At 36.3% G+C, this 18,247-nt stretch carries 10 protein-coding genes; 1 reads left to right on the top strand and 9 read right to left on the bottom strand.

What is annotated here, in order from left to right; genetic code table 11:
- Positions 1–565: 565 nt before the first annotated feature.
- The 5 genes from GFO_RS05895 to GFO_RS17235 form a co-directional block, all read right to left on the bottom strand.
- Positions 566–1,285 (bottom strand): PepSY domain-containing protein, encoded by a 720-nt coding sequence (locus GFO_RS05895; RefSeq protein ID WP_011709155.1) that lies wholly within the window; start codon positions 1,283–1,285, stop codon positions 566–568.
- Positions 1,286–1,359: 74 nt separating this feature from the next.
- Positions 1,360–1,839, bottom strand: coding sequence for a YybH family protein (locus tag GFO_RS05890; protein WP_011709154.1), 480 nt, complete (start codon positions 1,837–1,839; stop codon positions 1,360–1,362).
- 46 nt (positions 1,840–1,885) lie between these two features.
- Positions 1,886–3,265, bottom strand: coding sequence for a SusD/RagB family nutrient-binding outer membrane lipoprotein (locus GFO_RS05885; protein ID WP_011709153.1), 1,380 nt, complete (start codon positions 3,263–3,265; stop codon positions 1,886–1,888).
- A 12-nt stretch (positions 3,266–3,277) separates the two neighbouring features.
- Positions 3,278–6,799, bottom strand: a complete 3,522-nt coding sequence (locus GFO_RS05880; RefSeq protein WP_011709152.1) for a SusC/RagA family TonB-linked outer membrane protein — start codon at positions 6,797–6,799, stop codon at positions 3,278–3,280.
- Between the two features lie 90 nt (positions 6,800–6,889).
- The gene (locus tag GFO_RS17235) at positions 6,890–8,020 is read right to left on the bottom strand and encodes a FecR family protein (protein WP_158308615.1); all 1,131 of its coding nucleotides are present in this window, start codon (positions 8,018–8,020) and stop codon (positions 6,890–6,892) included.
- A gap of 153 nt (positions 8,021–8,173) precedes the next feature.
- Here GFO_RS17235 and GFO_RS05870 point away from each other — a divergent pair, with 153 nt between their 5' ends.
- Complete coding sequence (locus GFO_RS05870; protein WP_011709150.1) at positions 8,174–8,764, top strand: RNA polymerase sigma factor; 591 nt, start codon at positions 8,174–8,176, stop codon at positions 8,762–8,764.
- A gap of 943 nt (positions 8,765–9,707) precedes the next feature.
- Here the strand turns inward: GFO_RS05870 and GFO_RS05865 are convergent.
- The 4 genes from GFO_RS05865 to GFO_RS05850 form a co-directional block, all read right to left on the bottom strand.
- Positions 9,708–12,134, bottom strand: a complete 2,427-nt coding sequence (locus tag GFO_RS05865; protein WP_041250029.1) for a fused MFS/spermidine synthase — start codon at positions 12,132–12,134, stop codon at positions 9,708–9,710.
- Between the two features lie 178 nt (positions 12,135–12,312).
- Positions 12,313–13,647, bottom strand: a complete 1,335-nt coding sequence (locus tag GFO_RS05860; protein ID WP_011709146.1) for a RagB/SusD family nutrient uptake outer membrane protein — start codon at positions 13,645–13,647, stop codon at positions 12,313–12,315.
- A gap of 12 nt (positions 13,648–13,659) precedes the next feature.
- Positions 13,660–16,857, bottom strand: a complete 3,198-nt coding sequence (locus GFO_RS05855) for a SusC/RagA family TonB-linked outer membrane protein (protein ID WP_158308614.1) — start codon at positions 16,855–16,857, stop codon at positions 13,660–13,662.
- 182 nt (positions 16,858–17,039) lie between these two features.
- The gene (locus GFO_RS05850) at positions 17,040–18,200 is read right to left on the bottom strand and encodes a FecR family protein (protein ID WP_011709144.1); all 1,161 of its coding nucleotides are present in this window, start codon (positions 18,198–18,200) and stop codon (positions 17,040–17,042) included.
- Positions 18,201–18,247 lie beyond the last annotated feature (47 nt).

Below are 18,247 nucleotides of genomic sequence, written 5' to 3'. Positions count from 1 at the left end.
TGGAAATATATTTTGTGTGAATTTTAAAATTTAAAGAAGATGTTTTTAAAGGAAAAATAAATTTTTCATCGCGGTAAAATGCAAATAACAGAACCCGCCACCGGCATCGGTCGTAAGCATGGCATCAGTACTGCTGTTATTTCAAATGGTGGGGACAGGGGCAATTAAAGGTTTCCGATGAATCCAAATAGCTAAAGGTACACATTGAAATAATTTTCCTTACCAATCACCATGTAGTTTGGATGCTAAAAATCGGATTAATCGCATAGAAACTCAGGAAGATTAAAATAGACAATGTCATCCGAATTTTGAGAATATCAACCAGCCAAGAGAACATACATAAATTCAAATGGTGGATTACGGCCACTAATAATCGTAAGATTCAATAGGCAGAATATCAGCTATAAATTACGTGAAACTTAATTATTTAGAGGAAGCTTACAATTTATCCTCCAAGATTAAAAAAAGGCTGCTTAGAAGTAAACAGCCTTTTTCGGCTAATCAATTCAGAATACTTCTAGCAACTTTAATATTCTAAATAAAATTATTAAAAATGTATATTATTTCAAGTTTTCTTTTTCTTCTTTTTATTCGTGAATTTCCTAATTGTTGGAGATGAGGTATACCATAGCAAGAATCCACTTAAAACCGTAATAAGACCAAGTAAGGAAAATGCTCTTAATATTAAATTATTAAAATTATCCCGGCCTTCGTAATCCATTGTATGAGTCATCCATAAAAAATCGAACCAGCGCCAATCTCGGTGCCTTAGAGTTCTAAAAGCTCCATCAGTTTCAGAGACATAAGCTCTAATATCCTCAGATGTATTATAAGAAATCACGTAAGCTGGAAGAGGTCTGCCACGATATTCATGATGTTTTCCAGTAGAAGTTATTCTTTCTACCCCGGTCACTTCCAATTCATCAATTATATGTTGATTAGCAACTTCAACAGCTTCTGTTTCGGAAAGGGATTCTTTAATTTCTCCTGTCCTGGCATTCTGAAGAATTTCCTCGTTAATCCAGTAATAAGGTTCGCCTGCAACTTCTTTCAATTGTAAAGAATTCATCTCAATTTCAGGATTAAATTCTGTGGGACTTCCAAGCCCTGAGAAATTGGGATGTTTCATTTCTGTTTTAAGAAATTGATCTCCGTGTATTTCATCTATATCGGTCCAGCTGAAGTATAAACCACTTACAGTCCACATTATAAATTGTATACCTATAAAAATACCCAGGTATCTATGTGCCTGTCTTATCTTCAGGGCTGTTTTTCTTTTTACCATAATTATTTGGTAATAAAGCGATAATCATTGTATTCAACCACTATCGCTTTGTAAATATTTCTTACTTTTTAATATTATTTTTTTGGGGTTCTTGAAGATGAATGCATTTTAATTATTTTCCAATTACCGTCTATCTTTTTAAGAACAGAAGTCGCTACACCTTTTTTCTTTATAGTTTTTGACTCGCTGTTTTCGTCCGATTTGGTGACAATGGTATAAATATAAGTTTCGGTGGTAAAAGCATACGGAGCGTCTACCTGCACGTCAATTTTATAATCTGAATATTCAAATTTATTGAAATGACCTAATTCCGGCCCTATATGATGCTCTATATAGTTTGCATACGATCCTTCAACGCCGCCCGATTCAAAAATATGAGAGTCCTTGGTGAATAATTCAAATGTACCCTTGGTTGTTAGATTCTGCATAGCATTCTTGTAATTTTTCATGACGCTTTTTACAGCCTCCTTTTCTGCCTCCATATTTTGGCTATAAATTTGTCCGGTTGCTAAAAGCATAAAAATTAGAATTGCTGATAATTTTAAAATTTTCATAAGTTGGATTTTTAAGATTTTTAATTATTAAATTTTCGAATTGTATTTAATTTATAGGAAAAACCCATATATCATCATCAAGAAGATGACCTCCCTGGGAATCTATAGCTGCTTGATACTCATTTGGGTTTGATAATCTTTGGGATATCGTATACAATAATCTTCTAGGAACTATACCGGATGGATTTAATGGATTTACTCCATTTGCATTAGGAATTAGATCGGGAAAACCTGTCCTTCTATAATCATTCCATACCTGCATCGGGGCTTGTCCATACATAGCCTTATATTTTTCAAGAATGATGGTTTGAATACTTATAGATGGCAGATTATTTAAATACTCGTCAATTTCAGATGAAGTAATTCCTAAATACGTCATATTAGCCCTTACCGCTTCTTCTAAGGCTTCTGTTCCATCCTCCCCAGTTCTTGCTAAAGCTTCCGCTTCAATAAACTTCGTTTCTGAGTAACTAATCACTGGACTTGGACTATTCAATTGAGCCCAAAATAAATCAGGATTATTAGCTTGGAAATAAAGGAAATTCCCCCCATCTATCTCAGTCATATATAAGTCCATTCTTGGATCTCCCATCATTAAATTGACAAAGAAATCATCAATTATTATAGTATTAATTCTTTGGAAGCCAAACAAAGCAAGTGGATTTCCACCGTTTTGAGTATTTTCAAATTGAAAGTTCAGTTGTTCTGTATTGCTGGAAACGGCCATATCTAATTCGTCAAGGGCTAATTGTGCAGCATTGGGATTTACGCTGGTTTGTTCAAGATAAAACCTAGCTTTCAAAGAATGAGCTGCACTTATCCACTGTTCGTTACTCCCATTTAATAAATCACCTTGAATACCAGAAATATCGTCCGCATTAAGATCATCTATTGCTTCGGAAAGAAGCATTTGGATTGAAGCATAAATTTCTTCCTGATCATCGTATTTTGGAGATAGATTTTCTTGTCCTAAAAATGCCTCAGAATAAGGGACATCCCCCCAAGCATTGGTAACTAACCCCAGATTAATCGCCATATATATTTTTGCAATTCCTCTTGTGTTTAAAGCATTTGTCATTGTAGCACGTTCAATAATATCTGCGGCATCGCGCATGGATCCTGTGTAAAAACCGAGATTCCACACAGCATCCGGTTCACTTTCCCCAATTACATAAGAGGTGTACTCAAGTTGCTGAGCGTCAAAACCCTGCCATTGCTGCATAATTATACCTGCATATCTCCCAAGTTCAGAAACAATATTTCGGTGAGTTTGGGTTTGCATTGCAGGAACGATTGCAACTAATGGCACGCTTTCTCCCCCAGGCCTTGTTGGATCTTGGTTCAGGTCATCATATTCACAGGAAACCAATAGCGAGATGCTAAATAAAACTGTGAAAAATACTGTTGTTAATTTGTAATATTTCATAGTATTTTTTAATTAAAAATTAAGTTTGAACGTTAATGCATAACTTTTTGTATTCGGCTGGTTGAAGTAATCTAACCCTATCGCATTACTGGCTCCCGTGAGGTTAGTTTCTGGATCGACTCCGGGATAATCAGTAATCAAAAATAAATTTCTTCCAGAGGCAGTTATTGAACCAGAGTTCAAAAATGTGGCGTCAAGAAGGGAACTTGGAAGCTGATAAGTGAGGCTTGCTTCCCTTAACCTTACCCAGGATGTATCGAATACATAATCTTCATTTACACCCCCAAACCCATAACGTGTCCAGCGATAAGAATTAATTCCATTTTCAGGATTGGCTAACGCAACTTCTGTCGTATTAGGTTGACCCGTATTTACGTTAACCCCTTCAAAAACATAATCTGTAATTGTCCTTTGCTCAGCTGTAACCTGTGAGGTACCAAAATAATCAATAACTGCACAGGTACCACACCAAACATCTCCCCCTTGCCTTACATCTAATAAAGCTGATAATGAGAAATTTTTGTAAGACAATGTGTTTCTTATTCCCGCGTTCCAATCTGGGATGGGATCACCAATTACGCCTTCTTCTGTATCTACCAGAGGGTATCCACTATCATCTATTAATAAATCCCCATTCTCATTTCTTGCGAATCTCGAACCAAAAATTACACCATATGATTCCCCAACTATAACTCTGGATGAAGCGCTTATATCCTGCAACGTTACTGATTCTACATTTTCTGCAAGTTTTAATGTGGTATTTTCATAAGTAGTCCAATTTATATCAATATTCCAATTGAAATTGTCGGTTCTTATAGGATTAATAAAACCTAAAACTTCCCATCCTTCATTGGAGATGACCCCAGCATTAATTACTCGTGATGTAAAACCTGTTACTGCTGGTTGATCTACCGATATAATTTGATCTGTAGTCTCTTTATTATAATAAGTAAGATCCAACCTGAACCTCGAATCCCAAAATCTAAACTCGGCGCCTAATTCATATTCTTTAGTAGATTCGGGTCTTATTTCAGCATTTCCTAATTGCTCAGCTCTTTCAAAAGCTACAGTTGAGAATATTGGGAATTGGTTACCACTTACAAAACCGCCTGGTCCAGCATTTGCTGCATTGTAATAAGTTAGCGTACCGAACGCTGGAGCATCATTACCGGTTTTACCATACGACCCTCTTAATTTCGCGTAATTTAAAAAACCTGGTTTCAGTAATTCAGAGAACACAAAGGAACCTCCGACACTATAGGATATGAAATCATTGTTGTCATCAGGTAAAGTTGAGGACCAGTCATTCCGAAAAGCTCCATTTATAAATAACATATTATTATATCCCAGTTTAATATCTGCTAATAAAGCATCCAGTTGTTTTCTTCCAACATCTTCAAAAACTGACTGACTGGCCGTGTTGGAAACATGAAAGAAACCTGGTATAGTCAAATTATTTCCAATTGCTTGACGTGTTAATGATTCTGTCTTGAATCCGTCATAACCGAACACACCATTAAAAGTTATATCATCTGATATGTCTTTTTCAATGAGTAATAATAGCTGTGAATTTATATCCTCACTAAAAAGTGTTAGATCTGAAACCTGACCTTGTGGGTTACCGGCAGAGTTAATATCCACCCCTGCTTTTCTAACATCTGAATATTGATCATAACCTAATGTTCCTCGAAGGGTAGCCCAGTCCAGAGGTCTGTATTCAAATGATAAACGTCCAATAAAACGTTTTACATCATCTGTAGAAGGGTTTTTTGCAACAGTCCAGTATGGATTATCATAAATTCCGGCGCGATAACTTCTCTGGCCGCCATCTGGTAATAGATATGTACTTGTTGTATTTGCTGCATCTCTACCAGTTAAACCATTACCGTTATCAAAGGAGGGTGTAGTTCTTAGTAAACCAAGCATTACACCTGATACATTTGATCCTCTCTGTACTCTACTTCCTCCTGATGTAACATAATTTCCACTTGCAGAAAGTTCAAAATCATCTCTTAGTTTTGCACTAACATCAGCTCTAAATGACTTTCTATTAAATTCTTCCACTGGAACAATTCCTGTTTGATTTAGTAGTCCTCCAGACACATAGTATTTAATTCTGTCTGAACCTCCTCGAACAGAAACATTTTCCTCATTAAGGACACCTGTAACAAAAAAATCGTAGTGATCGTATGCATTAGCAGGCATTCCATTACCTTCTCCTTCAGGAACCAGACGTCCAAATCTACTATATGGGTAAGAGGTATCCCCGTCATATTCTAGACTAGAAATTCTTGGCCCCCAACTAAACCCGTCACCAGTCTCGGGCCCCCTATATGTAGTAACTCCATCAATAGGTCGTCCTTGTGCAAATTCTTTTTGTAGGTTAGGCAGTTGACTTACTTCACTAAATTGAATCGTCGATGAAACCGCCACGGTGGGCGCACCAGTTTGACCTTTTTTTGTGGTAATGATAATAACACCATTTGCGGCTCTAAGTCCATAGAGGGTTTGAGCAGCTGTTCCTTTTAACACATCAATGGAAGCAATATCGTTTTGATTTATATCTATTGCTCTATTGGAATTGTCTGCACCTCCTGTCCCATTCCCTACTGATGAATTATCAATTGGCACACCATCCACAATAAACAATGGGCTATTTGATCGATTGATAGAAGTATTACCTCTAATTCTTATATTAGAAGAAGCTCCAACAGAACCCGAAGAACTTACAACACTAACACCTGCTGCTTTCGATGCTAGCGAATTAACAAGATTGGTTTCTCCAGTATTTTCAATGTCCTCTGCGGTCACATTCTCCACAGCATAGCTGACTGACCGGGGAGTACTTTTTACTCCAAGAGCCGTAACAACAACTTCTTCCAGAGTTGCTGAATCCGGGCTCATCACGACATTTATAGTTCTTCCATCACCCACCGGATATTCAGTAGTTTGCAATCCGACGAATGAAAATATTAATATGTCTTCTTGAAAAGCTTCAATAGAATAATTTCCATCAAAATCTGTTTGAGTTCCTGCAGAACTTCCTTTAATTATAACATTAACGCCAGGCAGAGGCAAACCATCTTGATTTGTCACCTTACCCGACACCATAAATTGGGCGTTAAGTTTATTCACAGTGTTACTTGTCGAATCCTGGGAAAAATTCCCTTCGGCCTTTCGTTTTTTTAAAATTATCTGCTTATTTACCACTTGCCATTCCACATTTGTATCTGAAAACAGTTCCGTAAGCACTGTTTCAATTTTTTGTTTTTCCATCTTTATGGAAACCTCTTTATCTAAGGCCACCTCCTTTCTATTTAATAAAAATTTGAAATCGGAATGGGACTCTATTTCTCGGATAACTTCAGCCACAGTCGCATTTGGCATATACAAGGTGATTTTCTTATTCTGGGAGTAGGTATTCGCATGAATTTGAAAGAGGGTAACTATAGTTAGAAACACTGTAAGTTTCATTTTCAGGTCAACCTTTAGTTGATATGGTATAATACAATCGATAAAATAAGAGTTTTTCATAATTTAACATTCTTTAAATTGGTAATAATATTCAAACTATAGGAAGTAATTATTGGTTTAATAATTTTGTATATAGAGACTAGTTTTGGGTTACCGGATAAATACTTTATTATTTTCTATTTCGTACTTGAATGCATAGCTTTTATTAAACGATTCCAAGACATCTTCAATAGTTTCAATATCGAAAGTGGCATCGAACAGTTGCTTATCAAGATCTTTGTTTAAGTTCTGTATGGATACGTTGTATTTTCGTTCCAAAGCATGTCTAATTTTTAGGAAACTTGTGTTGCGAAAAATAAGTTTGCCCTGTATCCAGGCGGTATAGATTTCGGTATCTACACTTTGGATGGTAATGTCATTTCCTGCTTTCTGCCACTCGGCCTTAAAGCCAGGCTCTAGAACGATTCCTTCCTCATGTTTTCTATCTTTAACTCTAGTATTGATTTCAACCGATCCCTCGACCAGAACAGTATTTATATTTGAGTCTTCGGGATAATGAGATACGTTGAAACTGGTTCCCAACACTTTAATATTTAGTTCATCCGCATAAACCATAAAAGGATGCTTCTTGTCTTTCGTTACATTGAAATAAGCTTCTCCAGTCAAAAAAACGGTTCGGTCAAATCCCTCTAAAAACTGCACCGGATACCGCAAAGAGGTACCAGAGTTCAAAAAAACTTGTGTCCCATCGGACAGGGTTACATCGAAGCGTCGGCCGTAAGGTACTTTTAAAGTATTGTAAACAATTTTATTTACCTCAGGATCTTTAGTAATAGGGTCAACGGATTTCGCATATGTCAATTTAGACATATATTGAGTACCGATTACATTGCCATGGGCATCCTTTACTTCTCCAAACATTAAGGGATCTAAGGTTTTAACAGTTCCATTATCCAGAGTGATGGTGATGGCTTCTTCCTTGGGTTCAATTTTACCTGGGTTATTGCCTTGATTCTGCTGGAAAAAATAGCCGAGAACCAAAAACACAAGACCGACGGCTGCATATTTCATTAACGATCGAACTTTTCGGTAGGGAAACACGTATTTATCTCTTTTCATTCTTTTTTTAAGAATTTCCTTAATTTGTTTAACATCCGGTTTCACCATAGCAGTATTTATTTCGTAATGCGTGCGGACAAATTCTGTAAAAACCTGTTCGTTACCTTTAACCAAAATCCAATCGGATAATTCATTCAAATCTTCTACAGTTGCTTCTTTCAAAAGGTATTTTACAATTCGGTTTTCAGGTTTCGAGACGATCATATATTGGCTGGATCTTTATAGTTAAGACAAAGCTAATTCCCAATACCCTAACTTTTTATTTACTTTTTTAACATTTAATTATATATTTATGAAATAATTAATGATAAAACTATGGAGGAAAATGAAATGAGCGAATTGATAGAACGGTTGAAAAAAGGAGAGGAAGAGGCATTCATTCAGCTTGTCGATTTATACAATGCAAGGCTGTTCGGTTATGCATTGACACTAACTAACGACCAGGCCTTAGCTCAGGATATTATTCAGAATGTCTTTTTACGCACATGGGAAAGACGTAGAAAATTGCAAATAGCTACTTCCTCCCTGAAGAATTTTTTATTTAAATCCGTTTACAACGAATTCATCAACCAATACAAGAAAAACCGTTCGACCATGGCCTTAGAACAGAAATATTTCGAAGCCTTGGACAAGGCAGTGCAATACCACAGCGAAACCTCTTGGGAGAAAATCATGACCAGAATTACCAAAGAAATCGAAAACTTGCCCCCAAAATGTCGAGAAGTTTTGTTGCTTAGCAGAAAAGAGGGATTAACCAATCTTGAAATTTCAGAGTATTTAAAAGTTTCAATAAAAACCGTAGAAGCGCATTTAACTAAAGCTTTTGGAGTGCTGCGAAATAGACTGGGCGAAGAATATAGAACATTTTTGTTTGTGCTGTTCGGTAGGAAGGGATTCCAGATTTAGTCATACACGAATTAAAATAAATAAAGAGTAAGCAGGACTATATTATAAACTGTGTAAATGGAAATTATTATTCAACTGTGAGTTTTTATAGCAATTCAAAGGTGTTGACGAGCTCACCGGCTTTTTAAAATCATGGGATAGTGTGGCATTGAAAATATGCTGACAGGAGAACTGGATGATTCCTTGGCTAGGATTAAAATTAAAGGTCCGGCAATCACAACACTAGAAATGGTTTTGGTAAAAAAAGATTTGCGCCTTCTTAAAGCCCCGTATATCCCGCTTTTCAAATATCAGAATGCCTTTTTTTGCCTCCCTTGATCCAATACAGTGATATTGTTTAGGATTAATAACATCCTTATATTTTTATACACTATAAGAATTAGCTAAAAAAATATCAAAGAGATTAGGAGGTTTACAACTTTGAAATCTCTAATTCCACCATCTCCCGAATCATAAAAAATCACTAAAGATTTTGTGGGTTGGTAAAAACCCCCATTAAAACCAGTATACCTGACCGTTTGGATGTATAGAAATTTCCTTTCGGATTTTTGAGAACTCTACAAGAAAGTAAATATTGAGGCAGGACTTCCCAGGGTTCGAAAAAAATTAGGCTTAGGCTGGGCAAAATATGTATCCTTGGTTTTGGATTAGGGTATACAATCCTTGTGTATCCCATATTTACTCATTAAAAATATGTTAACCTAAACGGTTTTACCAGTATTTCCGAATGTTTTCCTTGAACCAAAAACCCAAAATTAATTCGTCATAACAAATTTAAAACTCTTGTATTAATGATGCTGAATATAAAGTCTTTTCAGAAGCTCAACTTTTTATGGATCTTTGCAGAGATATAGGCTTAACCATCGGTAATAAGAAATGAACATAGTCTCCCTTTGTTCCAATTCCATTGAAGTATGGATCCTATAATGAAATAAGGATGCTTTTATTTTAGAAAATTAGGAGCTATTTTTTTAATTTGCTGCTCCACAAGTTTTGCCTCATTTTCCTTACCTTTAGAAAAATGTTCTATGTATCTGGAATAAAGCATGCCAACTTTAATATATTTTTTCTCATCTGGAGGTAATTCTGAAAGATAGGGATCACTTTTGGGTGGTAGTTCTGATGTTATCATTTCAGTTAATTTTTCCAATTCTTCTCCTACTAAATATTTTCCCTGGAGCGCATTTGCCTGTTGGGAAAATTTAGGAGCTTTAAATTCTACCACACGCTTATCATCTGTATTAAGTATATAATTATCCAAGTTATTTTTCAAGACCTTTAAATTTCCTATATAAAATAAGCCTACCATGTGTTGATAAGCATCATTTTTTTCTACCCTATTATTTTTAAAAATCTTCGAAATATTTTCCTTTAGAGATTGTTGGGCTAGTTTAGCATTTAAGTCCTGGCCTATTAAAGCAATACTTGGCCTGGTACTATTAAAATCGGCACGCCAAACAGTTACCTGTGGGAAAACTGAAGAAAAAGTAGCAGCTATAGTATTAAAATCCTCTGGGGTTAACTGATACATTGGTAACCATTGAGCAAATAGACCACCAGGATTTAAAGTCTTCTTAATTTGTTGAAAATTTTCTACAGTATAAAGGCTTCCTGTACCGGCATGCCAGGGCGTAAAAAGATCTCCTATAATTACATCAAAAGATTCATTAGTGCCAAGTACATAGTTGCGTGCATCATCTTTAAGTATGTCTACGCGATCATCAGTAAATAATCCATTAGTCCAGGAAGAGAAATATTTTTTTGCTGCGGTGACTATGTTTCCTATAAGTTCAACAACCACAACTTTACTTACTGTATGATCTAAAGAAGCGCCTGCCGTTATGCCGGTGCCCATACCAAGGAATAATACTTTTTTTGGGGAAGGATGAACAAAAAGAGGTATATGTGCCTGCATTTGTTCGACTAAAAGAGACTCTGAATCGCCCAGGATATAAAAATTATCCAATCTCATTTGAAGGTTGTTTTCCGACTTGGTGATGGACACCACTCCATTATTGGAATTCCAGTATTCCAATAATTTTTCCTGAGGCCTTAATTGTACTATGGCAGGGTCTTTAATAAAAAATATCCCACCAATAATTATTACGGTTAAAAAGCTCCATTTAACTTTCTTGGAAATATCTAAAGATAGTGATATGTAAAGCGCCAACACGGCATATAAAATAGCAATAAGTTTAATGCTGACCCACAATCCAAATAATTGTAAAAATATAAAACCTGCGAGGAGCGGGCCTAAAAAACTACCTAAAGAATTAAAAAGTATTAACCTGCCTACAAATTTTCCTGGCTCTCTAAATTTTAAGGGAGCTGCCTTCAGTAGGAAGGGAAAAATAGTTCCCAATAAGGTGGCCGGGAGTACGACGATAGAAATACTTAATTTAAAAACTTCAACTAAATAAACAGGCCATGAAGCATATGGAGCTATATATTCCAGTCCATCTGTATATATATTAAAAATTATGGGAGAAATTCCAATTGTTAGGGAACTGAATAAAAGGAATAGGAATAATATTTCTTTTGACCCATAGTTTGTTTGTGCAAGTCTATTCGCAATGATTCCCCCAAAGCCTAATGAAATTAGAAAAACCACAAGTATAGCAGAAAATGAATAGACTGAATTTTGCAGAACCTGAGCAAACATTCTAAACAATAAGAGTTCTAAAGAAAGGGCAAGAAAACCAGAAGACAACGCCAATATAATAAATTGTGGAGTAGATAGATGATTCTTATAGACTGTATTATCACTTTCTTCTACTTTATTTTTGGGTCCAGCATCCAATTTTATAGGAAGTCCACTTTCTTTATTCTTAAACTTATCACATAATATCATTGCGAGTACACCTACACTAAAAGATAAAGTAATTGCCAAAATATAAGTTACTTGCATTCCAAATTTTTCGATCAAATAGAAACCGGTCAAAAAAGCCCCAATAGCTGCTCCAACAGTATTTAATGTATACAAGACCGTTCCTCTTTTTTCAAGGTTTTTTCGTTGCTTACCTACGTATTTTGACAACAGTGGAAAGGTTCCTCCCATAAGGATAGTAGGAATGATGAGAAGGAATGTACTGAACAAGAACTTTAGTAAAATTATCCAATATGGATTTCCCCCTGTCACAGAATACAATAGATTATAGTTTCCTTTATAAATTTCAATAGCCGGCAAAAGAAGCAAGCCAGAGATAGCTATACCAATTTCAATTAATCCATAAGTAAATAATGGCTTTTTAATTTTCACAGATTTGTTCCCCCAATACCATCCGCCTATGGCGATGCCCATAAAAAAGGTTGCGAGGGTGGTAGCTGTTGCATAAGAGGCATTTCCAAAAATTAAACTCAACTGGTACATCCAAGCAATTTGCAGTATTAGTGCAGATATCCCAGAAAAAAAGAATAAACAATAAATTAGCACCAAATGTATTGATCTCATTTATATAAGTTTATTTTTAAGCATAAGCATCCGTCTCTAAGTTTTACAATGTACCAAAGGAGCTTAAAAGCCCCCTCGAAATATAAAGATGATTTAATTATGGATTACGGTCTAAACAACCTTGGTAATTAGGATTATTGGCTTCAGACTGAGGGATAGGAAATGTCATATTAGGGCCATATTCCCCACCTTTAAAGTAAGCTCCCGAGGGGAAAACCTCTGAAACTTCTCTATTGTAAATCCTAACAAGCCTACGCATATCACCTAATCTATGCCCGGTACTAAACAACCAAAAAGCTCTTTCTTTAAAATGAAATTCCCTTAGTTGGGTTTCACTCATTTCCGATAAATCTACTGGAGTAAGCCCAATCCTGGCCCTTAAGTTATTATGGATTTCTTCTACCGCCTCCTTGGCATTTTCAGCTACCAGAGCTTCAGCTTCAATCAACCTTGCCTCTATGCCTGAGGCCAAGACTACAGGTTCGCCGGGTGAAGGATACTTTAATTGATTGTAATAGATTGTGACATCGTCCTGGCCTAAATCATCACCACCATCCCAGGGGGTCCTGGGATCCATTTCACTTCTAAATAAAAGACCATTCCCGCCTTTCTCGTCTGCAATAGAAAATTGCCTACGAACAGTAGTCATAGTATAAATTCCATTTTCCTGCCTTCTGGAATTTATAGAGTGTTCAATATTATATACAAAATCTGTGGAAACTGATGACAATTCATTAGCAGCTTCCGTCAAATTACCTAACCCAAGCAATGCCCTGGCCTTCCCCACTTTTCCTAAATTAGAATATCGCTCATTTCCTGTAGCAATGGCATTATCAAAACGCGAAATAGCAGTTTCAAACATTTCTTGAGTAGTAAGGGGCACTCCAAATTCAAGCTCTCCACCATCTGTTGGAGCCCTGCTGAAAGGTACTCCGGAACAAAAGGTTTCTGCAAACAAAGTATAGGAAAAACCAACAATACTTTGCATTTCGCTCTCAAGATTTGGATCTCCCCCTAATTCTGAAATCATGCTGATGGTTGCTTCTGCTGAAGCCCTGGCACGATGCAAATTACCATATATTACGTCAACATCTCCATTGGTGTTTTGAACCAATCTCGTATCTGCTTCACGGCGGGTAGGAAATGTACCGGAATAATAATATTCATCGGTCATTAATCCACTCATTACAATAAGGCCCGTGGTGCCCCCGTGTCCCGCTGATGAACCACTCATAGCTATTGCAAAATCACCTAAAGACCCGGCCCTTAAAGTGGCTATACCAGCTTCACTATCCAAGGATTCTGGCGTCACTATATCGGGATCCGTAACCTCTACAATAGAATCACAACTAGTCAAACCAAAGAAAAGGATTACGAGCAACGTGTATAAAGAGCGACAATGAATTTTCATAATTTTATTTATTATTTTCATAGTAGTTTTTGTTTAAAATGTTAAGTTTAGACGAGCCTTCCATGATCTCACGGGAGGTTGGCTTAAAAATTCCTCGGTCACAAAATTATTTTGACCTGCGGAACTTATTTCCGGATCAAGTCCAGAATAATCGGTCCAAAGTCCAAGGTTTTGTCCAGATACTGTAAAGCTTAAATTTGAAAAGCCAATATTTTTGATTAGTTCTCTGGAGAAGTTATATGTCAAAGAGAGTTCCCTTAATCGTAGGAACGAGGCATCTTCGATATAGCCGGCATCAGTCCCATAGAACTTAGATGCAATAGCTCTTGCTTGCCCTTCTAGAGATGATGAAGGATCATTCAACTCCCTGGTATTATTATTTCCATTTCGCCATGAGGCGGTATTATTATACAACTTCTGTCCTCCTCTGTAATTTAACAAGCCTTGGAGAATTATCCTTTCTCTAAACAATCCTAATTCAGGTGTAACGGATATGTCTGTAGTAGCAAAAGGAGTTCCTAAATAAGTTAATTCTCCTACTTGAACTTCGTCGATTGCAATCAGCCCGTCACCATTAGCGTCATTAAAAGTATATTGTTCATCCCAGTATCCTCCTAAAGGATAGCCCTCTACATGGCGCTGGACTCCAAAAATAACTGGTTGAATACCGTCACCAAGTCGTACCAGTTCATTGTCTATAAATGAAGCTATAAAGTTTAAATTAAAGTAGGTGGTTTCTGTTTCTAAAATACGTAGATCTAAAGCTACTTCAACACCGGTATTTTTCACTGAACCTAAGTTCTCAAACCTACCTTCTCCTACTCCAAGAGATAACGGTAACTGCCTAAAAATCAACGCATCATCAGTTTCCTTATTAAAATATGTTAGCTCTAAATTTATACGGTTAGTGAAAAAGGAGGCGTCCAGCCCCAATTCAATTTCACTAGATCGTTCCGGTTTTAAATTTGCATTTCCAACACTGCCAAAAGTAACTCCTGTTACATTTTGTCCCCCATCTACTGTCGCGGCAATTGGAGTAAAAAACCTGAGTGCATCATTAGTCCCTGGTTGAACGCCAGATGCCCCCCATGCACCTCTTAAGCGAAGTGAATTTAACCAGTCTCCTGTTTCAAAAAATGATTCTTTTGTAATTAACCATGAAGCACTTACTTTAGGGTAAATTACCGCATCGAAAGAAGCTCCAAATGCACTTCCTCTATCAGCACGGAGGGCTCCTGTAATGTAAAGTTTTTCATCAAAACCTACTTGCTCTTCCACAAAAACCCCCACTGTCCGTGATTCTACGGTTTGTTCTGAACTTTCTGTTACGGCAGCACCTGCGATTGACCTACTCCCAGCAACTATCTGAAAACCAGAAGCAAGTGTGCCCTGCGTTAGATTTTGTAGATATTGAAACCCTATTGAACTTCTTGAACTTATGTTCTTCCATATGTTGGCCTCATATGAACCTACAGCATCCAAGGTATAAACGAATTCATTAAACCTGTTGGAAAATTTGGCGCCCTCATCATAATTAAGGAAAGCAGGAGCCTCTCCGGTGGGAAAGAATTGACTATCCCACCTGGAAGTAAAGTCAAGGCCCCCGGCTAATCTAAAGGTTAAATTGTCATTTGGAGTCCAATTAGTATTAAGCCCGGTAGTATAACGGTTTATACGCTGTCTTGTATCAATGGTGAACAATTCCTCTGGTGTAAATTCCCCCCATCCATTATTAACATCCCGGGTTGCATTCCCACTGAGCCCCTGGGACATAAGTGCCAATGAGAAATTATCATTGAGTGGCAATTCTAAATCACTATTGGTATATCCTGTGGTAATATTTATTTTTAGTTCATCGGTAATATCTGTACCTAAATTGGCACGAAAATTTGTTCGGCGAATATTACTCACTGGTAGTACCCCTTCATTATCTCCGAAATTACCCGATACATAATAATTTATTTTTTCGGTGCCTCCTGAAACACTAAGCCCAACCCCATATGAATTCCCGGTTCTAAATGGTGAAGTGTCGGGATCGTTTAGAGGTTGAAAAGAATTAATGATGCTTGGTGTAAACTCTCCTTCTGCGGCTTCAAAATTGAAACCAGGATTGCCTGCGGCATCTAGGGCTTGGTAATTCTTTGGGTAGTCACCAATATCTTGAACTAACCCACTTTCCAGATAAGCGGACCATCTGGCTTTTCCAAATTTTCCTTTTTTAGTAGTTACTAAAATAACACCGTTAGCTGCGATGGAACCGTATAGAGTTGCTGCAGAGGGTCCTTTAATAATCTCTATGGATTCTATATCTTCTGGATTTATATCGTTAAATCTTGAAGGGGATTGACCACCAGTTTCAAACGAAATGGAATTAGATTGATTATTAATTAATACCCCATCAACATATATTACAGGCTCATTCGATAAAGAAGCACTATTAGATCCTCTAATCCGGATGCGAGAACCCATGCCGGTAGATCCGCCGCTATTATAAATTTGCACCCCGGAAGCCTGTCCCTGGATTAGATCAGAAACATTGTTGATGGGCCGCTCTTTTACATCATCACTTACTTGTAACTGTGAAATTGCATTACCTATTTCTACCCTTTTTTTGGTACCGGTAGCCGTCACAATAACTTCGTCCAAAGACTGCGAATCTGTCTTCATAACAACATTTAGAACGGTTTGGTCGCCTACGGTCTTACGAGCTGTCTTCATTCCTAAAAATTTAAACAAAAGCACAGATTCATTGGAGGGGGCTTCAATAGAATAATTCCCGTCAAAGTTTGTAGTAGCACCTATTGTAGTACCCTCAACAGTAATATTTACACCTGGTAAAGGCATTCCATTATCATCGGTCACAGTCCCAGTAATCACCTGTTGAAATACCTTTTTATTTCTTTGTTCGACGTTGTAAGAAGTAACTTTATTCAGATCAGATTTTAGGATTATTTGTTTATTAATAACTTGAAAAGTAATTCCTGTATCAAGGAATATATTCCTGAGGACTCGAGAAATAGGTTCTTTAACATAATTCACAGAAATTTTTCTTTCAAAATCAATTTCTTTACTATTATATAAGAATTTGAATTCACTAAGTGTTTCAATTTTTTTTAATACTTCTTCTATACTTTTTTCCTCAAGTTGTAGGGTGACTTTAGCATTCTGAGAATAGCTATTGGCCTGGACCTGAACAATCATTATAAAGAGGAAAAAGAATGTGAGCCTCATTTGTAATTTAAATTTGTTAGAATAATCAAATATCCCCCAAGGGTGTGTGCGGTTTTTCATATTTTTGAATTGGTTTGTGGTTTTACTTCGAGTTTAATCACATAATCTACCCGGGGAATGGTGCAACATTCCCTGGGTTTTTATATTTCTTTAATTAGTTCTTTCATATGCTTATTCAAATTTTAGTTAATAATTATCTTGTTTTTAGAGCGAATAAAATTAATGGGATAACTCTTATCAAAAGCGTTTAGAACCTCTTCTATAGTTTCAATATCGAAGCTGGCAGTAAATATTTCCTGATCTAATTTTTTATCATGATTTATAATTGTGACATTATAGTGCCTTTCGAGTTTCTTTACAATATCCCCAAAAGGAATGTGGTTGAATACTATTTTTCCGGTTATCCAGGCGGTATAATTAGAAGTGTCTATTTCTTTATATGAAAAGTCCGCTTTGTCCTTGCTCCACACAGCCATATAACCCGGGTTTAAAATAGAAAGATTTTCTTCTTCCAGGCTTCTGCCTTTAGGTGCTAAACCAATAGATCCCTCTACTAAAACAGTATTGATGTTAGATTCGTTTGCATAAGCTGAAACATTAAATTTAGTACCTATAACTTTAATTTTCGGTCCATTGGTATTTACAACAAATGGGTGTAAAGAATCTTTGGCAACCTCAAAAAAAGCTTCACCCGTTAAAAAAACTTCCCTTTTTTTTCCTTTTACAAAAACATTCGGAAATTTTATGGAACTACCGGCATTCATATGGATTTTTGTTCCGTCGGAAAGACTTAAAGAGAACCTTTTACCATAGGGAATGGAGAGGGTACTATATGAAATTTTAGTAACCTGCGAATTACTTTTATAAATTAGTTCATTCCCCTCCTGTCTTACTACTGGCTGATTATTATTGCTTTTTATATTTATATTTTGGAATTCTGAAAGGACTTTTGGAGCCTCGCCATCAATTTCCAGAGAAATTAAGTTATTGGGAGTTTGTTCCTCTTTAGGAAAACCACTGGAAAAAATGAAATCTTCATGGAAATAATATCCTACACTTAGGAAAAACACAGCAATTGCCGCATATTTAGCTAATGTTCTTAAGTTTAACTTATATTTTAAGGATTTATCCTTTCTAATTTTATCTAAAAGCAATTTTTTAGATTTATCACTGTCATAGTTATTCATACAACGATTTATTGCAAAATTTAATAAAGAACTATTCTTGAATATTTTATCATTAGATGTAGAATCTATTTCATCTACAAGTGCGTCTAGTTCTTTTGCATTAATAATGGAACAGAAATATTTGATTGATAAAATCTCAAATTCTTTTAACTTCATATAAATCGGTTTCTATATCTAAAACGTATCTAAAAATTAAAACCCTA

Source organism: Christiangramia forsetii KT0803 (assembly GCF_000060345.1).
Lineage (GTDB): Bacteria > Bacteroidota > Bacteroidia > Flavobacteriales > Flavobacteriaceae > Christiangramia > Christiangramia forsetii.
Note: the sequence above shows the minus strand (reverse complement) of the source record. Positions and strands in the feature narration are given on the sequence as shown.

What these genes read in the sequence shown, in the direction of transcription:
- GFO_RS05850 (WP_011709144.1), bottom strand. Translation starts at nt 18,200, where the DNA reads ATGAAGTTAAAAGAATTTGAGATTTTATCAATCAAATATTTCTGTTCC.
- GFO_RS05890 (WP_011709154.1), bottom strand. Translation starts at nt 1,839, where the DNA reads ATGAAAATTTTAAAATTATCAGCAATTCTAATTTTTATGCTTTTAGCA.
- GFO_RS05870 (WP_011709150.1), top strand. Translation starts at nt 8,174, where the DNA reads ATGGAGGAAAATGAAATGAGCGAATTGATAGAACGGTTGAAAAAAGGA.
- GFO_RS05880 (WP_011709152.1), bottom strand. Translation starts at nt 6,799, where the DNA reads ATGAAAAACTCTTATTTTATCGATTGTATTATACCATATCAACTAAAG.
- GFO_RS05860 (WP_011709146.1), bottom strand. Translation starts at nt 13,647, where the DNA reads ATGAAAATAATAAATAAAATTATGAAAATTCATTGTCGCTCTTTATAC.
- GFO_RS05855 (WP_158308614.1), bottom strand. Translation starts at nt 16,857, where the DNA reads ATGAGGCTCACATTCTTTTTCCTCTTTATAATGATTGTTCAGGTCCAG.
- GFO_RS05895 (WP_011709155.1), bottom strand. Translation starts at nt 1,285, where the DNA reads ATGGTAAAAAGAAAAACAGCCCTGAAGATAAGACAGGCACATAGATAC.
- GFO_RS05865 (WP_041250029.1), bottom strand. Translation starts at nt 12,134, where the DNA reads ATGTACCAGTTGAGTTTAATTTTTGGAAATGCCTCTTATGCAACAGCT.
- GFO_RS05885 (WP_011709153.1), bottom strand. Translation starts at nt 3,265, where the DNA reads ATGAAATATTACAAATTAACAACAGTATTTTTCACAGTTTTATTTAGC.